Here is an 18,749-nt window from a genome sequence, read left to right as displayed (position 1 = left end):
TGGGCGGGGGCCCGGGGCGGCGACGGAGGGTGAGATCGGTCTCGTGGAGGCCGGGGTGGGGTTCAGTTGGTGAGCAAGTAGGCTTGCGCGGGCACTGCATCGGGTGCCCATGCTGATACTTGTTGAAAGAACTCGCAGGGAACTCGAGGAGAAGACCGCGTGACTTCCCATCGCCCCGCGGCGGTCGTGATCATGGCCGCCGGGCTCGGAACCCGGATGAAATCGGCGACGCCGAAGGTGCTGCACGAGATCGGCGGGCGGAGCCTTGTCGGGCACGCCGTCGTCGCCGCCCGGGCACTCACCCCCGAACACCTGGTCGTCGTGGTCGGCAGCGGCCGTGAGCTGGTCGAGGAGCACCTGAAGGAGGTCGACCCCGACGTCCGGACCGCCGTCCAGGAGCAGCAGCTCGGCACCGGCGACGCGGTCCGCGCCGGGCTGACCGCCGTACCGCAGGACTTCGACGGCTCGGTGATCGTCACGTCGGGTGACGTCCCGCTGCTCGAGGCGGAGACGCTGCACGACCTGGTCGCCGACCACGACAAGCAGGGCAACGCGGTCACCGTCCTGACCGCGCAGGTCCCGGACCCGACCGGGTACGGCCGGGTCGTCCAGGGCGCGGACGGCGCGGTGGACGCGATCGTCGAGCACAAGGACGCCACCGCCGAGCAGCGTGAGATCCGGGTCATCAACGCCGGCATCTACGTCTTCGACGCAATCACTCTGCGTGACGGTCTCAGTCGCCTGACCACGGACAACGCCCAGGGCGAGCTGTACCTGACCGACGTCATCTCGATCGCCCGGAACGACGGCAAGCGCGTCGGTGCGCACGTCACCGACGACGCGATGCAGACCGAGGGCGTCAACAACCGCGTCCAGCTGGCCACGCTCGGCGCGGAGCTCAACCGCCGTACGCTGCTCAAGCACATGCTCGAGGGCGTCACGATCGTCGACCCGAACACCACCTGGATCGACTCCACCGTCGAGCTGGGCCGCGATGTCACCCTGCTGCCGAACATCCAGCTGCACGGCGCCACCACGGTCGGCAGCGGTACGACGATCGGCCCGGACACCACGCTGACCGACATGGAGATCGGCGCGAACGCCACGATCATCCGCACCCACGGCTCGCTCTCGGTGATCGGCGACGGCGCGTCCGTCGGCCCGTTCGCGTACCTGCGGCCGAACACCAGGCTCGGCGTGAAGGGCAAGATCGGCACGTTCGTCGAGACCAAGAACTCCACCATCGGCGACGGCGCCAAGGTCCCGCACCTGACATACGCCGGGGACGCGACGATCGGCGAGGGCGCGAACATCGGCGCCGGCACGATCTTCGCGAACTACGACGGCGTCGCGAAGCACCCGACCCACGTCGGCAAGCACTCGTTCATCGGCAGCAACTCGGTGCTGGTCGCCCCGCGGACGATCGCGGACGGCGCCTACCTGGCGGCCGGTACGGCGCTGACCGAGGACGTCGGCCCGGGCGAGATCGCGGTCGCACGTGGCCGGCAGCGCAACATCAAGGGCTGGGTCGCGCGCAAGCGGGCCGGCACCAAGACCGCTCAGGCGGCCGAAGCGGCGCAGGCCGAACAGCCGGCCGAACAGGCCGGCGACGAGCAGTCCTGAACAGCGAAACAACGGGAGGCGCGGCGATGAGCGGGATGAAACGAACCACCGAGAAGAACCTGATGGTCTTCTCCGGCCGGGCGCATCCCGTGCTCGCCGAGCAGGTCGCGGAGGAGCTCGGCAGCGGCCTGGTTCCGACCCAGGCGTACGACTTCGCCAACGGCGAGATCTACGTCCGGTTCGAGGAGTCGGTCCGGGGCAGCGACGCGTTCGTGATCCAGAGCCACACCTCGCCGATCAACGAGTGGATCATGGAGCAGCTGATCATGGTCGACGCGCTGAAGCGGGCCTCGGCCAAGCGGATCACCGTCGTCCTCCCGTTCTACGGCTACGCGCGCCAGGACAAGAAGCACCGCGGCCGCGAACCGATCTCGGCCCGGCTGATGGCCGACCTGTTCAAGACCGCGGGCGCGAACCGGCTGATCTGCGTCGACCTGCACACCTCGCAGATCCAGGGCTTCTTCGACGGCCCGGTCGACCACCTGATGGCGCTGCCGATCCTGAGCAGCTACGTCGCGGAGAAGTACGGCGACCAGCAGCTCGCCGTGGTCTCCCCGGACGCGGGCCGGATCAAGGTCGCCGAGCAGTGGTCGGCGCGGCTGAACAACGCCCCGCTGGCGTTCATCCACAAGACCCGCGACATCGACCGGCCGAACGAGACGGTCGCGAACCGGGTCGTCGGTGAGGTCAAGGGCCGGGTCTGCATCCTGGTCGACGACATGATCGACACCGCCGGCACGATCACCAAGGCCGCCGACGCCCTGTACGCCGAGGGCGCCGCCGGGGTGGTGATCGCCGCGACCCACGCGATCCTGTCCGGTCCGGCGGTCGACCGGCTGAAGAACTGCCAGGCCAGCGAGGTCATCGTCACCAACACGCTCCCGATCGCGGAGGACCGCCGCTTCGACAAGCTCACGGAGCTCTCGATCGCTCCGCTGATCAGCCGGGCCATCCGCGAGGTCTTCGAGGACGGCTCGGTCACCAGCCTCTTCGAGGGCCGCGCCTGACATGCGCGTCGCGGTCTTCCACCCCGGCGCCATGGGCTCGAAGCTCGCCAAGCAACTGGTCGCGGCCGGTCACGAGGTGCATTGGGTCCCCGAGGGGCGCAGCGAGGCTTCACAGCAGCGGGCCGAGGACGCAGGCCTGATCGGTACGCCGTTCGCCGAGGCCGTCGCCGGAGCCGAGGTTGTGCTGTGCTCGTGTGCGCCGCAGGGTGCCGTGGACATCGCCAAGCAGGTCGGGGCCGAGGGCTTCAACGGCCTGTACGTCGAGGCGAATCCGCTGTCGCCGATGTCGTTGCGGGAGGCGCAGTCCGCCGTACCGGATGCGACGTTCGTGGATGCCGGCGTGGTCGGGCCGCCGCCGACCGGTGGGCCGAGCCCGACCCACCTGATGCTGTCGGGTACGGCGGCCGACCGGGTCGCCGCGTTGTGGGACGGGACCGCGGTCACCCCGATGGTCGTCGGCACGGAGCCGGGTGCGGCGAGCGCGGCGAAGTCGTCGTACGCGCTCTACAACAAGGGCAAGGCGGCGTTGGCCGTGCTCGCGTTCCAGCTGGCTGAGAAGCACGGCGTGACCGAGGCGCTCGTCGCGCAGCAGACCCGCGCCGACGGCGGTTCGCTCAAGGACCCGACGCTCCCCGACCAGCTCCGCAGCGTGGCCTGGCGCTGGGGTCCGGAGTTCGACGAACTCGCCGAGACGCTGGACGCCGCCGGCCTGGAAGGTAACGCCGCCCGCGCCCTCCGCGAGGTCTGGACCAAGCTCACCTGAACGTCGGCTGCCCGTAGTCCCGCAGCACGAACGGCGGAATCAGCTCGACCACACGACTCATCGCTTCGAGGCGGGCGACGACGTCTACGACCGTGAAGTCGCCGGGGCCCCAGCTGACGAGGGCGTTGCCGGCGATCTGCCACTCCAGGCCGGGGTTGTAGAGCATCCACTCCATCAGCCGGGGATGGAGGAACGCCGACGCGTAGCGGTTGTCGAGGCAGCCGATCCGGAACGTGTCGTTGAACCGCTGGTTCTCCAGTTCGAAACCGACGCGCCGCAAGCCTGTACGACGCCACAGGGTGAGCGGCGGCAACGCCACCGGCAGGTGCATGACCACCAGATGCACGCGGTGTATCTGCTGATTCTTGCCGTTGCTCGTCGTGTACCTGTAGTCGAGGGCACACATACCGCGACCACGGAAGTCGCCGGCGAACATCTCGCCCGGCTTGCCGCTCCGGTACAGGCGCTTGGCGACTTCCAGCAGCCAGGGGTTCGGCGGCACCAGGTACCACCCGAACCGCGCCGCGTCCGCGGCGCGCTGCTGTAGCCGTGCCTGCTCCCGTCTCGAGTTCCGGATTACCAGCCAGATGACGCCCGCGACGAGCGCCGTCGGCAACAGCAGACCGAGCACGGCCAGCAGGGAGATCACCGTGGCAACGTACGGCCGGAAACGGGTCACGGGAAGTGGCGGTTCGCGGGGAGCAAAGTGCCTTGGAAGGACGATTTCCCGTCTGGCCGGAGTGGTGGGTAGACTGTTTTGGTTGCCTCGGCGAGGGACGCCCCCCGAGAAGTGCAGGGCGCGGCTCCGTGATCGACGCGGTGGTTCGTTGCCTGACGCCTACTCCGGGGTCAGCAGGCGCCCGCTGAGGCCGCAGCCGAGTTCCATCCAGACAACTGATCACCGCAACGCTTTTAGGAGTTCATCTCGTGGCCGAGGTCAAGATCCAAGCCGAATCGCGTACGGAGTTCGGCAAGGGGGCTGCCCGCCGAATCCGCCGGGACAACAAGGTTCCCGCCGTCCTCTACGGCCACGGCAGTGACCCGGTGCACATCACGCTGCCCGGTCACGACACCATGCTGGCCCTGAAGACCGCCAACGCCCTGCTGATGATCGAGGTCGAGGGCGGGGAGTCCCACCTCGCGCTGCCGAAGCAGGTCCAGCGCGACCCGATCAAGGGCTTCATCGAGCACGTCGACCTCGTGATCGTCCGTCGCGGCGAGAAGGTCCAGGTCGACATCGCCGTCCACCTCGAGGGCGAGGCCGTCAGCGACGCCCTGGTGGTGCTGGAAGCGCAGAGCATCCTGGTCGAGGCCGAGGCGACGCACATCCCCGACGGCGTCACCGTCTCGATCGAGGGCCTGGAGGTCGGCGCCCAGATCCACGCCTCCGACCTGACCCTGCCGACCGGCACGACACTGGCCATCGAGCCGGACACCCTGATCGTGAACGTCACCGCCCAGCCGACCGCCGAGCAGCTCGAGGGCGAGCTGGCCGAGGCCGAGGCCGAGGCAGGCATCGAGCGGGACGAGCCGACCGCTCCGGCCGAGCCGGTGGCCGCCGCCGCCGAGTAGTCTGCACTCGGCAGCAGCCGAACTTCAGGAGGGCCGGGATCCGTGGCGGACGACGTGTGGTTGGTCGTCGGACTGGGGAATCCCGGCCCTTCCTATGCCCGCACCCGGCACAACATCGGTCACCTGGTGGCCGACGAGCTGGCCGCCCGCACGGGCGCGAAGTGGAAGCAGAGCAAGCAGGTCAAGGCCGAGGTGATCGAGACCCGGATCAGCGGCCTGCGGACGGTGCTGGCCAAGCCCCGCGCGTACATGAACGAGTCCGGCGGCCCGGTCTCCGGCCTGCTGAAGTTCTTCAAGCTCGACCCGGCCAACCTGCTCGTCGTCCACGACGAGCTCGACATCGACTTCGGCGTACTGCGGTGCAAGTTCGGCGGCGGGGACAACGGCCACAACGGACTCAAGTCCCTGCGGAAATCGCTTGGCACCGGTGAGTACTATCGAGTCCGGTTCGGTGTGGGTCGTCCACCGGGCCGGCAGGCGCCCGCCGACTTCGTCCTCAACGAGTTCTCCTCGACCGAACGCAAGGATCTTCCGTTCGCCGTCGACCGGACCGCGGACGCCGTCGAGTCCCTGCTCACCGACGGCCTGGAGTCGACCCAAGGGAAGTACAACTCGTGAAACTGAGCGGTCTGGTCGACACCCTGATCACCGATCCGGTGGTGTCCGAGGCCGTTCGTGACGCCCGCAGTGACGGTGTCACGACCCTCGACCTGAGCGCGCCCGGCCCGGTGCGTCCGGTCCTGCTGGCCGCGATCGCGGCAGCGCAGAACGGCGCCGACCGGCCGGTCCTCGCGGTCACTGCCACCTTCCGTGAGGCCGAGGAACTCACCGAGGAGCTGCAGTGCCTCGTCGAGGAGCCCGGCACGGTCGCCTACTACCCGGCCTGGGAGACGCTCCCGCACGAGCGCCTCTCGCCGCGTTCGGACACGGTCGGCCGGCGTCTGGCCGTACTGCGGCGGCTCGTGCATCCGGATCCGTCCGACGAGACCACCGGGCCGATCAAGATCCTGGTCGCGCCGGTGCGATCCGTGCTGCAGCCGCAGGTGGCCGGCCTGGCGGACCTGAAGCCGGTGCAGTTGCACGTCGGCGACTCGGTCGAGCTCGAGGACGTCGTCGAGCGGCTCGCGGGAGCGGCGTACCACCGGGTCGATCTGGTCGAGCGGCGCGGTGAGTTCGCGGTCCGCGGCGGCATCATCGACGTGTTCCCGCCGACCGAGGAGCACCCGCTGCGGGTCGACTTCTTCGGCGACGACGTGGAAGAGATCCGGTACTTCGCGGTCGCCGACCAGCGCTCGCTGGAGATCGCCGAACACGGGCTGTGGGCGCCGCCGTGCCGCGAGCTGCTGCTGACCGACGAGGTCCGCTCGCGTGCCGCCGTACTCGCGAAGGAACACCCCGAGCTGGCCGAGCTGTTCGAGAAGCTCGCCGAGGGGCACGCCGTCGAGGGCATGGAGTCGCTGGCCCCGGTGCTCGTCGACGACATGGAGCTGTTGGTCGACCTGATGCCGGCCGGTGCGCATGTCATCGTCAGCGACCCTGAGCGGGTTCGCGCCCGGGCGCACGATCTGGTCGCGACCAGCCAGGAGTTCCTGGAGGCGTCCTGGGCCGCGGCCGCCGGTGGTGGCGAGGCCCCGATCGACCTCGGCGCAGCGGCGTACATGTCGCTGGGTGACGTCCGGTCGCATGCCCTGGGCAAGGGCCTGGCCTGGTGGAGCCTGTCGCCGTTCGCGGCGGCGCCGACGGACACGCCCGAGCTGCGCGATTCCATGGGCGAGCGGATCTCGTTCGACATCGACGCCGACGCCGGGGCGGTCACCAGCAGGATCCTCGCGGTCCACGAAGTCGATCCGTACCGCGGTGAGACCGCGGCCGCGGCCGAGGACATCCGCGGCTGGCTGCGGGACGGCTGGCGCGTCGTCTGCGTCACCGAAGGACACGGTCCCGCGCAGCGGCTGGCCGAGGTGTTCTCCGAGGCCGAGTTGCCGGCCCGGGTGGTCGAAGGGATCGAGGAGATCCCCGAGCCCGGCGTCGTACTGATCTCGCAGGGGCAGCTGGACCACGGGTTCATTGCCGAGGGCATCAAGTTCGCTGTACTCACCGAGAACGACCTGGCCGGGCAGCGGTCGGCGGCCGAACGGCGTTCCCAGCAACGGATGCCGTCGCGGCGGAAGAAGACGATCGACCCGCTGGAGCTGCAGCCGGGCGACTACGTGGTGCACGAGCAGCACGGCGTCGGCCGGTACGTCGAGATGATGCAGCGCACGGTCGGCTCGGGCACCCAGAAGGCCACCCGCGAGTACGTCGTGATCGAGTTCGCGCCGAGCAAGCGCGGTCAACCCGGCGACCGGCTGTACGTGCCGACCGACCAGCTCGACCAGGTCACGCGGTACGTCGGCGGCGAGCAGCCGACCCTGGACAAGATGGGCGGCGGCGACTGGGCCAAGCGCAAGGGCCGCGCCCGCAAGGCCGTCCGGCAGATTGCCGGCGAGCTGATCAAGCTGTACGCCGCCCGCCAGGCGACCAAGGGCCACGCCTTCGCCAAGGACACCCCGTGGCAGCGTGAGCTCGAGGACGCGTTCCCGTTCGTGGAGACGCCGGACCAGCTGGCCACGATCGACGACGTCAAGCACGACATGGAACGCGTCATGCCGATGGACCGGATCGTCTGCGGCGACGTCGGCTACGGCAAGACCGAGATCGCCGTCCGGGCCGCCTTCAAGGCCGTGCAGGACGGCAAGCAGGTCGCCGTCCTCGTGCCGACGACGCTGCTCGTGCAGCAGCACTACGCGACCTTCGCCGAGCGGTACGCCGCCTTCCCGGTGAACGTCGCGCCGCTGTCGCGGTTCCAGACCGACAAGGAGGCGAAGGCAACGATCGACGGCCTCGCCGACGGGTCGGTAGACGTGGTGATCGGGACGCACCGGCTGTTCAGCGGCGAGGTGGCGTTCAAGGATCTCGGCCTGGTCGTGGTCGACGAGGAGCAGCGGTTCGGCGTCGAGCACAAGGAGCAGCTGAAGCGGCTGCGGACCGCGGTCGACGTCCTGACGATGTCCGCGACGCCGATCCCGCGGACGCTGGAGATGTCGATCACCGGTATCCGCGAGATGTCGACGATCGCGACCCCGCCGGAGGAACGGCACCCGGTGCTGACCTTCGTCGGCGCGTACGACGAGCACCAGGTCACCGCCGCGATCCGGCGCGAGCTGCTCCGCGAGGGTCAGGTCTTCGTCGTCCACAACCGGGTGAACACGATCGAGAAGGCCGCCGCTCGGATCCGTCAGCTGGTCCCCGAGGCGCGGGTGAGTGTCGCGCACGGCCAGATGAACGAGCACACGCTCGAGCAGGTCATCCAGGGCTTCTGGGAGAAGCAGTCCGACGTCATCGTCTGTACGACGATCGTCGAGTCCGGCATCGACATCTCGAACGCGAACACGATGATCGTCGAGCGTTCCGACCTGCTCGGTCTGTCCCAGCTGCACCAGCTCCGCGGTCGCGTCGGCCGTGGCCGGGAGCGCGCGTACGCGTACTTCTTCTTCCCGCCGGAGAAGCCGCTCACCGAGACGGCGCACGACCGGCTGGCCACGATCGCGCAGCACGCGGACCTGGGCGGCGGCATGGCGGTCGCGATGAAGGACCTGGAGATCCGCGGCGCGGGCAACCTGCTCGGCGGCGAGCAGTCCGGGCACATCGCGGACGTCGGGTTCGACCTGTACGTCCGGCTGGTCGGCGAGGCGGTCGCGGAGTACCGCGGCGACACGCAGGCCGAGGAGCCCGAGGTCAAGATCGAGCTGCCGATCGACGCGCACCTGCCGCACGACTACGTTCCGTCGCAGCGGCTGCGGCTGGAGATGTACCAGCGGCTCGCGGCCGTCCGCGACGAGGACGGCATCGCCGAGCTCGTTGAGGAGTTGCACGACCGGTACGGCGACATCCCTGCCGCGGTGCTGAACCTGATCGAGGTGGCGAAGTTCCGCAACCACGCCCGCCGGGCGGGGCTGCATGACGTCACGCTGCAGGGGAACATGATCCGGTTCGGGCCGGTCGAGCTGCCCGATTCGAAGGTGCTCCGGCTCAACAGGCTGTACCCGAAGAGTCTGGTGAAGCCGCAACTGCATACCATTCTGGTGCCGAGACCTGCCACCAGGCCGGTCGGCGGTCAGCCGCTCCGTGACCAGGAGCTGCTGCAATGGTGCACCCGGTTGATCGACGACGTGATCGCTGAACCTATTGTGGTGCCGGCGTGAAGCTATTGAGGACACGAGGAGATTCGGTGAGCACACGGGTACGGGCTATCGGTGCGGTGGCGGCGATCGTGCTGCTGACCGGTGGTTGCGCGGCGGGCATCCACCCGGGTGCGGCGGCCGTCGTCGGCAAGACCGAGATCAGCGTCGGCGACGTCGACAAGACCTCGCAGGCGGTCAGCACGGCGCTCGGCCAGAACTACAACACCGCGGCCGCGCTGAGCGACCTGGTGAACAACGCCGTCCTCGGTCAGGTCCAGGAGAACAAGTCGGTCCCGGTCACCCCGGCGGAGACCGCCGAGGCGGCCCGCAGCGCAGTCGGCGGGGACGAGGACACGTACCAGAAGTTCCAGACCAACACGGTCGCCCGGGACTTCCTGAACTCGGTCGCGACCTCACAGGTCGTCGTGGTCAAGCTCGCCGGCGGCACCGTCAAGGACCTGCAGGACCAGGCCAAGCTGCAGCAGGGCCTGGCCGCGGCCAAGGACGCCTCGAAGGACATCACCGTCTCGATCGCGCCGCGCTTCGGCCAGTGGACCGACGGCAAGCTCGACACGACGATCTCCGGGTCGCTGTCGGTCGAGTCCGACCAGACCGCTGCGAAGCGCAAGGCCGCTGCCGACGCGGCCCAGCAGGCCCAGCCCCAGGGCTGAGTTGTCCATGTCGAGCGGTGGGACGATCACCGTCGTACTCACCAGTCCCCGGGTCGCGCCGGGCCTGTTGACCCGGGCGACCTGGCAGGCCCTCGAGGCTGCCGACGAGATCGGCGCCGCGGGCGGTCCGGACCGGCCCGACGTACAGGCCGTGATCGGCTCCGGCCTGGTCGTCACCCAGGTCGAGGCCGGCGTCTCCGCGGCGTGGACCTGGCTGTCGTCCGCGGCTGCCGCGGGCCGTCACGTCGTCTGGCTCACCGGGGACGACGGCGAGCCCGGTCTGCTCCGGGCCGTGTCCGACGAGCTCGTCCGGGAGCCGTCGTACCAGGTGGAGATCATCCACGGGTCGTACGACGTACCCGGCGCTCGGCTGATCGATCTCGTGCGCGTGATGGACCGGCTCCGGCGCAACTGCCCGTGGGACCAGGAACAGACCCACGAGAGCCTCGCGAAGTACCTCCTCGAGGAAACCTACGAAACCCTCGAGGCCATCGACACCGGCGACCTTTCGCACCTGCAGGAAGAGCTGGGCGACCTGCTGCTGCAGGTCGCGTTCCACTCGCGGATCGCCGAGGACAATCCCGACGAGGCCTTCACGATCGACGACGTCTCCGCCGGCATCGTCGAGAAGCTGATCCGCCGCCACCCGCACGTCTTCGGCACTGTCGACGCCGCGGATGCCGCCGCCGTCGAGGCCAACTGGGAAACCATCAAGGCGGCCGAGAAGCAGCGCTCCTCGGTCCTCGAAGGCATCCCCCTCGCCCTGCCCGCCCTGGCCCTCGCCGACAAGGTCCTGGGCCGCTCCGCGAAGGTCCTCCCGACGGATGCCGCCGCCCCCGCGGCCATCTCCGCCGACGAGATCGGCCCGGAACTCCTCGCCCTCGTCCGCGAAGCCCGCCGCCTCGGCGTGGACCCCGAGCAGGCCCTCCGCCAGACAGTCGCCGAACTCGCCGCCCAAATCCGCACCGCCGAAACCGCCTGACTCCTCCTGGGCACGCTCTCCGGGAAATCGGGTGCGTGGCGGCGTGACCGGCTGGCAGGGTGAGCCTGGTGGACGTTGCTGGGGTTCTGGGGGAGTGGTGGGATCTGAAGCCGTTGCGGGTGGTGGTGTTGGCCGGGGGGATGAACTCGGCTGCTCTGCTTGCTGCGGCTGATGAGTGGCGTGTGGTGGTCAAGTCGGTGGATGTGGGGGACTCGGCGTTCAGGCCGGGGCTGGAGCTGGCGGCGCGGCTGGGTGATGCGGGCTTGGTGACCGGGCGGCCGCGGGCGAGTAAGCGTGGGCGGTTCGTCGAGCTGATCGAGGATCGGCAGGTGGCCGTCCTGGAGTACGTCGACGGCGAGGAGCTGGAGACGAGCGTCGAGGACCAGGTGGCGATCGGGGATCTGCTCGGTCGGGTGCATCTGGCTGCCGGTGTTGAGCCCGGTGATCTCGGCGACTGGATGCGGTTGCTGCTCCCGTTCGACGATGTCCTGGATCTGGAGCCGTGGATCCGGCCGGCCGTCGAGGGGGCGATCGCTGACGCGCTGGCCGTCGGTCCGCTGACCTGGGCGTGGCTGCACGGCGACCCGGCTGCCGAGGCCTTCCGGCGCCAACCGGACGGTCAGGTCGGCCTCATCGACTGGGGCAGCGCTGTGCAGGGCCCGATCCTGTACGACGTGGCCTCGGCGGCGATGTACAACACCCCGACCCACGTCGTACCGGCGTACCTGCGCCGACGCCCCGGGCTGGCTGACGAGCTGGAGCGTGGTCTGGGCACCTTCCTGCGTGTCCGATGGGCGGTCCAGGCCGGGTATTTCGCGTGGCGTACGGCGAACAATGTGTTGACCGGCATTTCCGGTCCCGAGGACAACGCCCGCGGTCTTGCCGACGCGCGTCGGTCGTTCGGGCTGAACTGAGAGGAGCAGGACCGTGGGCATCTCGTACGCGCGCCGGATCGCCGGCGTCAGGCCGTCCGCCATCCGGGAGCTGCTCCGGCTCGGCGACGATCCGGAGCTGATCTCGTTCGGCGGCGGATATCCGGATCCGGCGCTGTTCCCGATGGGGGAGCTGGCAGAGATCTACCAGAAGCTGCTCACCCCGGCGAACGCCCGCACGTTGCAGTACACCGAGTCGCGCGGCCTGGTGGAGCTGCGGGAGCTGATCGCGGACCGGCTGACCCGGAACGGTACGGCGTGCGGCGCCGACGACGTGCTGGTGATCCAGGGCGGTCAGCAGGGTCTCGATCTGACTGCCAAGCTGGTGCTCGACGCGGGGGACGTCGTGATCACCGAGAACCCGACGTTCCTCGGCGCGCTGATCGCGTTCGCGCCGTACGAACCGCAGTACGCGCCGGTGCGCATCGACGACGACGGGATGGACGTCGACCACCTCGAGGAAGTGCTGGCCGCGAACCCGGGCGCCAAGCTGCTCTACACCGTGCCCGACTTCCAGAATCCGGCCGGCGTCACCCTGAGTCTGGAGCGCCGCCTGCGGCTGATCGAGCTGGCCAACCGGCATCAGCTTGTGGTGCTGGAGGACACGCCGTACCGCGATCTCCGCTACGAGGGCAGCCACCTGCCGACGCTGAAGAGCCTGGACACGCAGGGACGCGTTGTCCACGTTGGCAGCTTCTCGAAGATCCTCGCGCCCGGTGTGCGGATGGGGTGGGCGGTCGCGGCGCCCGACGTACTCGAGAAACTCGGCCTGCTGAAGCTGGCGGCCGACACCCAGAGCAGCACGCTGAACATGGCCGCCACAGCGGCATACCTCGGCCAGTACGACGTGGACCAGCACGTGGCTGACGGCAACGTCGTGTACCGGCACAAGCGGGACCTGGCACTGGCGACCCTCGACGAGGTGCTGCCGAAGTCCGTGCGGTTCACACGCCCGGAGGGCGGGCTCTTCACCTGGCTGTCGTTCCCGGACCGCTTCGACGCGACCCGCTTCATGCAGGAGACGCTGATACCGCGCGCAAAGGTCGCCTACGTGCCCGGTGCAACGTTCTTCCCACTCGTGCAGGAGCCGAACCACGCCCGCCTCAGCTACTCCGGCGTCCCCGACGACCGCCTGGTCGACGGCCTGCACCGACTGGCGGACCTGCTCCGGGAGGAGCTAGTCGAGTAGCTCGTGCGTCTTCTCCGGCTCACCCACACTGGTCGCCGACGTGCCACGCCGTACGAACTCGCGCGCCGGCGGCCAGATCGCGACGTACTGGTCGCCGCTGGCAGTGTCGTACCGGATCACTGTCACGCTCTCGACGTCGACTGCGAACAAATGAAACCGCCCCGGCACCGGCCGCCACCCGAGCCGCCGGTCCGCCTCGTCGGCGAACCGCTGCTGTACGTCGAGGTCGTCCACCGTGCGTACTACCCCGCGAACCTTGAACTCGCCGTCCGCTCCGTCCCGACTGGTCACGATGTTGTGCACCAGCACCCGCGGGTCCCGCACCAGGTCAGCTGCCTTCGCCGACCCCTGCATCATGCACAGCCACAGCTCCCCGTCCACCACCAACGGCTCCACCGGACTCACCCGAGGCGTCCCGTCCCGCCGCACGGTAGCCACCAGCACCACCCCAGGCTCCAGCAACCGCACCGTCCCTAACTCACCCAGCCGCGGCTGCTCTGCCACCACCTGTTCCCATCTCATCCCCCCGGTCTACCAACCCCCACCGACACTTCCCCGAACCGCCGCCTCAGTCGTCGGCCAGTTCTTGAAGAGGTAAGCGTGGGCTACGACGGGTGTGACAGCCGCGATCACATCCGGTTTGTCGTCGATGAAGTGGGTGATGCGGAGGTCGGCGCAATGGATTGCCTTCTCGGGGCGCCGTAGGCAGAAGCGAACATTGCCCTCGGCAACTCCTGTGCGGGTGAAGAAGTGGTGATGGCGCAACCACTGCAATGAACGCTGCTGGATGCGTGGGCCGCACTTGGACACCAACCAGGTCTCGTCGAAGAGTGGCACGAGCCGCGCGATCGCCTCGAAAGCACCTGGTACTGCGGGCGTCCGCAGCATGTCCGCCGTGTCCCCGGAGAAGAACGACGTGTCACCGGGGCCTGATGATCCGTCGATGATCACCCGTCCGATGTCGACTCCCAATCTGTTCATGGATCCAGGGTCTGTACGCAAGCCATCCAACAGAACTAGTTCTTATCGACATAGCTATAGTTTCTAGTGATGGAACTGGTGGCGGAGGATCTGCAGGCGTTCGCGGTGTTCGCGGAGCACCTGAACTTCACCTGGGCGGCTGATGTTCTGCATGTGAGTCAGCCTGCGCTGCATACCCGGATCCGCAAGCTGGAAGGGCGGCTCGGCGCGAAGCTGTACGTGAAGGTCGGCCGCCAGCTGCAGTTGACTGACGCAGGCGAGCGGCTGGCCGCGTTCGCCAACGACTCGCGCGACCGGGCGACCGACTTCCTGCGCACACTCGACGCCGCCCCGCCTCGACCGCTGGTACTGATCGCCGGCTCCGGCACATATCTCTACCTGCTGGGCGACTCGCTCAAGCGGATACTCGCCCGCGGCCACGAGCTCCGGCTGCGCACCGCCGACGCGGCTGCGACGGTCGCCGCAGTGCGCGACGGCTCCGCCGACGTCGGCGTGACGGCGCTCGGCATCCCGCCCGACGATCTCGACTGCACGCTCCTCACCCAAGTCCCGCAGGTCCTGATCACCCCGAAGAACCACCGGCTCGCGGAGCGCCGGACCGTGCGGTTGAAGGATCTGCAGGACGAGGCTCTCGTCGTACCCCCGAAGGATCGTCCGCACCGGCAGCAGTTGGAGCGGAGCATGCTCGATCAGGGAATCCGGTGGTCCGTCGCGGTCGAGGCGGAAGGGTGGGAACTGCTGGTCCACTTCGTCCGTCTCGGTATCGGACCGGCCGTCGTCAACGGCTCCGTGCGTACGACGGCAGCCGTACGGAAGATCCCGATCAGGGATCTGCCGCCGGTCCGGTACTACGTGATCACCCGCCCGGACCGCAGCGATCGGGTGTCCGAACTGAGAGGGATGCTGACATGAGCCGCGACAGCCGGGCGATCTCCAAGCTGCTCCGGCACACCGCGGGTGAGCGGGGTCTCACGATGAGTGCCGACGGGTGGGCCTTGATTTCCGACGTCCTGCAAACGCTGGCGCTGGATCGAGCAGCGCTCGAGAAGGCGGTCGAGGAGAACGACAAACGGCGGCTGCAGGTCGACGGAGAGCGGATCCGGGCGTGTCAGGGGCATTCGCTCGAAGGGATGCCGGTGACACGTGAAGCCTTGGAGAACAGTTGGGAACGGATTTACCCCGTGGACCTGCTGTGGCACGGCACCAACCGGGCGGCGTTGGCCGCAATCCGGCGGGAGGGGTTGCGGGCCGGACGGCGTACTCACGTCCATCTCGCGCCGGCGAAGGACAGCCCGGTCGGCAGGAGATCGGCCGTAGAAGTCTTGCTGGGTGTGGATTCGGGGAATCTGGAGGTCTTTCGGGCGGCCAACGGGGTGTTGTTGACGCGCGAAGTACCTCCGGATGCGATCGTTAGGGCCGACGCGGTCCAATGGGCCCACTGGTCTGGAGGCTAGGCTCAAGCCGATTCGTCATCGAGAACTTGGGAGTCAATGTGGCCACCATCGAGGCCGTCGGCGCCCGCGAGATCCTCGACTCGCGCGGCAACCCCACTGTCGAGGTCGAGGTTCTGCTCGACGACGACACCGTCGCCCGGGCGGCCGTCCCGTCGGGCGCGTCCACCGGTCAGTTCGAGGCCGTCGAGCTGCGTGACGGCGACAAGGAGCGGTACGGCGGCAAGGGTGTCCAGAAGGCGATCACCGCGATCCTGGAGGACATCGACAAGGAGATCGTCGGGTACGACGTCCACGAGCAGCGGCTGATCGACCAGGCCCTCCTCGACCTGGACGGCACCCCGAACAAGGCCAAGCTCGGCGCGAACGCCATCCTCGGCGTCAGCCTGGCGGTCGCGAAGGCGGCCGCGGACAGCTCCGGCCTGCCGCTGTTCCGCTACGTCGGCGGCCCGAACGCGCACGTCCTGCCGGTGCCGATGATGAACATCCTCAACGGCGGCGCGCACGCGGACAGCAACGTCGACGTCCAGGAGTTCATGATCGCTCCGATCGGCGCCGCGACGTACGGCGAGGCGCTGATGCAGGGCGCGACCGTCTACCACGCGCTGAAGGCGGTGCTGAAGGAACGCGGCCTGTCCACCGGCCTCGGCGACGAGGGCGGTTTCGCGCCGAACCTGGCCAGCAACCGTGAGGCCCTCGACCTGATCGCGGTCGCGGTCGAGAAGGCCGGCCTGAAGCTCGGCACCGACATCGCGCTGGCGATGGACGTCGCGGCGAGCGAGTTCCACACCGACGGCGTGTACGCGTTCGAGGGCGGCAAGAAGTCGGCCGACGAGATGATCGCCTACTACGCCGACCTGGTCGCGTCGTACCCGATCGTCTCGATCGAGGACCCGCTGAACGAGGAGGACTGGGACGGCTGGAAGAGCCTGACGGGTCAGCTCGGCGACAAGATCCAGATCGTCGGCGACGACCTGTTCGTCACCAACGTCGAGCGGCTGCAGCGCGGCATCACCGAGAAGGCGGCGAACAGCCTGCTGGTCAAGGTGAACCAGATCGGCTCGCTGAGCGAGACCCTGGACGCCGTCGACCTGGCCCACCGCAGCGGCTTCACCTGCATGATGAGCCACCGCTCCGGCGAGACCGAGGACACCACGATCGCCGACCTCGCGGTCGCGACCAACTGCGGCCAGATCAAGTCCGGCGCCCCGGCCCGGTCCGACCGTACCGCGAAGTACAACCAGCTGCTCCGGATCGAGGAGGAGCTCGACGACGCGGCGACGTACGCCGGTCGCTCGGCCTTCCCGCGCTTCCAGGGCTAGTTTCAGGAGGACCCAGGTATGCCGTCCCGTCGGGATTCCGGTGCACGCCCCGGCTCGCGTCCGTCGAGCCGGACCCAGTCGCGTCCACCGGCCCGGCGGGGCGACCAGCCCAAACGCCGTACGGCGTCCTCCCCGGCCCCGGCGCGGACCCGGGGTTCGCGCAACCTGACCGGGCGGGCGGCCGTCGTACTGCTCGTCCTCGGGGCATTGATCGTGTCGTACGCGCAGAGCCTGCGGGTCTGGTTCGACCAGCACCAGCAGGTCAGCGCGCTGCAGCAGGAGATCCGCGACCGGGAGAAGCGGGTCGGCGAGCTGAACGACGAGATCGCCCGCTGGGACGACGACGCGTACGTGAAGGCGCAGGCGCGGCAGCGGCTCGGCTGGGTGATGCCGGGCGAGGTCGGGTACCGCGTGATCGGCGCGGACGGGAAGCCGGTCGGCGCCCCGCCGGAGCCGTCGACGCCGTCGGACGGTGCGACCGACACCCAGAAGCCGACCTGGTACACGAAGCTGTGGGGCAGCGTCGAGGGCGCCGGCAAACCGCCGGTCGTCGCGACGCCGACGCCGGCCAAGCCCACCCCGAAGCCGATCATCACGCCGTCACCTAAGGTAACCAGGTGAGCGTCAGCCCCGCCGACCAAGAAGCAGTCAGCAAACAGCTCGGCCGTACCGCGCGCGGCATCCGCTCGATCGCGCACCGCTGCACCTGCGGCCTGCCGGACGTGGTCGAGACCGAGCCGCGCCTGCCGGACGGTACGCCGTTCCCGACCACGTACTACGTGACGTGTCCGCGGCTCGCGTCCGCGATCGGGACGCTCGAGGCCTCCGGCATGATGAAAGAGATGACCGACCGCCTGGCGTCGGATCCGGACCTGGCCGCCCGCTACCGCGCCGCCCACGAGTCGTACCTGGCGCACCGCGAGTCGATCGAACACGTGGAGGAGATCGCAGGCATCACCGCCGGCGGCATGCCCAACCGGGTGAAGTGCTTGCATGTTCTGGTCGGCCATTCGCTGGCCGCCGGCCCCGGCGTCAACCCGCTCGGCGACGAGGCCCTCGAAGCCCTGGAAGACTGGGGCCGCCGAGGCCCGTGTGTCTGACCGCGTCGCCGCCGTCGATTGTGGGACCAACTCGATCCGGCTGCTGATCGCGGATCTCGTCGATGGTCAGCTCGTCGAGGTCGACCGGCGCATGACCATCGTCCGGCTCGGTCAGGGCGTCGACGCCACCGGGGCGTTCGCCCCCGAAGCCCTCACCCGCGTCTTCACGGCATGTTCGGACTTCGCATCCGTCATCCGGTCCAGGGGCGTCAGCCGGATCCGCTTCGTCGCAACCTCCGCGGCCCGGGACGTGAGCAACCGCGACGCCTTCTTCGCAGGCGTCGAGGAGCGGCTCGGCGTACGGCCCGAGATCATCACCGGCCGCGAAGAAGCCGAACTCAGCTTCCGCGGCGCGACCACCTCGCTCGACCTCCCCGCGCCCTACCTGGTGGCCGACATCGGCGGCGGCTCCACCGAACTGGTCCTGGGAAGCGCTGACGGGCTGATCGCGGCCCAGTCCCTCGACATCGGCTCGGTCCGCCTCACCGAGCGCCACGTCACCACCGACCCCACCTCTGACGCCGAGCTCGCCGCTGTCGTCGAGGACATCGACGCACTCCTCGACAGCACCACGGTCCCGCTGGCCGACACTCGTACCCTGATCGCGGTAGCGGGCACTGCTACGACAGTCGCTGCAGTCGCCCTCGGCCTCCCGGAGTACGACCGGAACGCCGTACACCACGCCTACCTGACCACCGCAGACGTAGGACGAACCACTGCGTGGCTCACCACCTCGACCCGCGCCGAGCGCTCCGCCGTACCCTCGATCCACCCCGGCCGAGTAGACGTCATCGGCGCCGGCGCCCTCATCCTCCAACGCCTCACCGACCAGCTACCGATCGACGCCCTCACCGTCTCCGAACACGACATCCTCGACGGCGTCGCGTGGAGCCTCGTGCGAGGTGAGCCGTAGCATCCCGCAGATTGTGCGCA

19 protein-coding genes are annotated in these 18,749 nt (G+C 69.0%); 16 read left to right on the top strand and 3 right to left on the bottom strand.

The genetic code is table 11. From position 1 onward, the window contains the following. Window positions 1-159 precede the first annotated feature (159 nt). From glmU to ABT313_RS24495, 3 genes are read left to right on the top strand one after another with little or no spacing between them, the layout of a single operon-like run. Window positions 160-1,623 carry a bifunctional UDP-N-acetylglucosamine diphosphorylase/glucosamine-1-phosphate N-acetyltransferase GlmU gene (gene glmU, locus ABT313_RS24505; protein WP_350858167.1) on the top strand — a complete coding sequence of 488 codons (1,464 nt, stop codon included), beginning with the start codon at window positions 160-162 and terminating at the stop codon, window positions 1,621-1,623. Between the two features lie 26 nt (window positions 1,624-1,649). Next, the gene (locus ABT313_RS24500) at window positions 1,650-2,630 is read left to right on the top strand and encodes a ribose-phosphate diphosphokinase (RefSeq protein ID WP_350858164.1); all 981 of its coding nucleotides are present in this window, start codon (window positions 1,650-1,652) and stop codon (window positions 2,628-2,630) included. A gap of 1 nt (window position 2,631) precedes the next feature. After that, a complete protein-coding gene (locus tag ABT313_RS24495) occupies window positions 2,632-3,393 on the top strand; it encodes an NAD(P)-binding domain-containing protein (protein WP_350858161.1) in 762 nt (253 codons plus the stop codon). Here the strand turns inward: ABT313_RS24495 and ABT313_RS24490 are convergent. Continuing rightward, complete coding sequence (locus ABT313_RS24490) at window positions 3,386-4,042, bottom strand: hypothetical protein (protein ID WP_350858158.1); 657 nt, start codon at window positions 4,040-4,042, stop codon at window positions 3,386-3,388. The genes ABT313_RS24495 and ABT313_RS24490 overlap by 8 nt on opposite strands. 278 nt (window positions 4,043-4,320) lie before the next feature. Between ABT313_RS24490 and ABT313_RS24485 the strand changes: the two genes are divergently transcribed. From ABT313_RS24485 to ABT313_RS24455, 7 genes are all read left to right on the top strand, one after another. Continuing rightward, a complete protein-coding gene (locus tag ABT313_RS24485; protein ID WP_350858155.1) occupies window positions 4,321-4,965 on the top strand; it encodes a 50S ribosomal protein L25/general stress protein Ctc in 645 nt (214 codons plus the stop codon). 42 nt (window positions 4,966-5,007) lie between these two features. After that, window positions 5,008-5,583: an aminoacyl-tRNA hydrolase gene (pth, locus tag ABT313_RS24480; protein ID WP_350858152.1), complete on the top strand. Its 576-nt coding sequence runs from the start codon at window positions 5,008-5,010 to the stop codon at window positions 5,581-5,583. After that, window positions 5,580-9,209 (top strand): transcription-repair coupling factor, encoded by a 3,630-nt coding sequence (gene mfd, locus ABT313_RS24475; RefSeq protein ID WP_350858149.1) that lies wholly within the window; start codon window positions 5,580-5,582, stop codon window positions 9,207-9,209. The genes pth and mfd overlap by 4 nt, the downstream gene beginning before the upstream one ends. Before the next feature lie 26 nt (window positions 9,210-9,235). After that, the gene (locus ABT313_RS24470; RefSeq protein ID WP_350858146.1) at window positions 9,236-9,859 is read left to right on the top strand and encodes a hypothetical protein; all 624 of its coding nucleotides are present in this window, start codon (window positions 9,236-9,238) and stop codon (window positions 9,857-9,859) included. A 7-nt stretch (window positions 9,860-9,866) separates the two neighbouring features. Further along, a complete protein-coding gene (locus ABT313_RS24465) occupies window positions 9,867-10,841 on the top strand; it encodes a nucleoside triphosphate pyrophosphohydrolase (protein WP_350858143.1) in 975 nt (324 codons plus the stop codon). A gap of 68 nt (window positions 10,842-10,909) precedes the next feature. Next, on the top strand, window positions 10,910-11,755 hold the full coding sequence (locus tag ABT313_RS24460; protein ID WP_350858140.1) for a phosphotransferase enzyme family protein: 846 nt from the start codon (window positions 10,910-10,912) through the stop codon (window positions 11,753-11,755). 13 nt (window positions 11,756-11,768) lie between these two features. Continuing rightward, a complete protein-coding gene (locus ABT313_RS24455; RefSeq protein WP_350858137.1) occupies window positions 11,769-12,962 on the top strand; it encodes an aminotransferase-like domain-containing protein in 1,194 nt (397 codons plus the stop codon). On the opposite strand, the gene ABT313_RS24450 is transcribed toward ABT313_RS24455, so the two are convergent. Next, window positions 12,951-13,484: a pyridoxamine 5'-phosphate oxidase family protein gene (locus ABT313_RS24450; RefSeq protein ID WP_350858134.1), complete on the bottom strand. Its 534-nt coding sequence runs from the start codon at window positions 13,482-13,484 to the stop codon at window positions 12,951-12,953. The genes ABT313_RS24455 and ABT313_RS24450 overlap by 12 nt on opposite strands. A 9-nt stretch (window positions 13,485-13,493) precedes the next feature. After that, window positions 13,494-13,943 carry a hypothetical protein gene (locus ABT313_RS24445; RefSeq protein ID WP_350858131.1) on the bottom strand — a complete coding sequence of 150 codons (450 nt, stop codon included), beginning with the start codon at window positions 13,941-13,943 and terminating at the stop codon, window positions 13,494-13,496. A gap of 69 nt (window positions 13,944-14,012) precedes the next feature. On the opposite strand from ABT313_RS24445, the gene ABT313_RS24440 reads away from it, so the two are divergent. The 6 genes from ABT313_RS24440 to ABT313_RS24415 are packed head-to-tail and all read left to right on the top strand — an operon-like array spanning window position 14,013 to window position 18,729. Continuing rightward, a complete protein-coding gene (locus ABT313_RS24440) occupies window positions 14,013-14,855 on the top strand; it encodes a LysR family transcriptional regulator (protein WP_350858128.1) in 843 nt (280 codons plus the stop codon). After that, window positions 14,852-15,397, top strand: a complete 546-nt coding sequence (locus ABT313_RS24435) for an RNA 2'-phosphotransferase (protein WP_350858125.1) — start codon at window positions 14,852-14,854, stop codon at window positions 15,395-15,397. The genes ABT313_RS24440 and ABT313_RS24435 overlap by 4 nt, the downstream gene beginning before the upstream one ends. 38 nt (window positions 15,398-15,435) lie before the next feature. Next, the gene (gene eno, locus ABT313_RS24430) at window positions 15,436-16,716 is read left to right on the top strand and encodes a phosphopyruvate hydratase (RefSeq protein ID WP_350858122.1); all 1,281 of its coding nucleotides are present in this window, start codon (window positions 15,436-15,438) and stop codon (window positions 16,714-16,716) included. An 18-nt stretch (window positions 16,717-16,734) separates the two neighbouring features. Beyond that, a complete protein-coding gene (locus ABT313_RS24425) occupies window positions 16,735-17,337 on the top strand; it encodes an FtsB family cell division protein (protein ID WP_350858117.1) in 603 nt (200 codons plus the stop codon). Continuing rightward, window positions 17,334-17,816 carry a DUF501 domain-containing protein gene (locus tag ABT313_RS24420; RefSeq protein ID WP_350858110.1) on the top strand — a complete coding sequence of 161 codons (483 nt, stop codon included), beginning with the start codon at window positions 17,334-17,336 and terminating at the stop codon, window positions 17,814-17,816. Before ABT313_RS24425 ends, ABT313_RS24420 begins: the two co-directional genes overlap by 4 nt. Further along, window positions 17,809-18,729, top strand: a complete 921-nt coding sequence (locus ABT313_RS24415) for a Ppx/GppA phosphatase family protein (RefSeq protein WP_350858108.1) — start codon at window positions 17,809-17,811, stop codon at window positions 18,727-18,729. The genes ABT313_RS24420 and ABT313_RS24415 overlap by 8 nt, the downstream gene beginning before the upstream one ends. Window positions 18,730-18,749 lie beyond the last annotated feature (20 nt).

Source organism: Kribbella sp. NPDC000426, assembly GCF_040300265.1.
GTDB lineage: Bacteria > Actinomycetota > Actinomycetes > Propionibacteriales > Kribbellaceae > Kribbella.
This window is presented reverse-complemented; position numbering and strand designations above follow the sequence as displayed.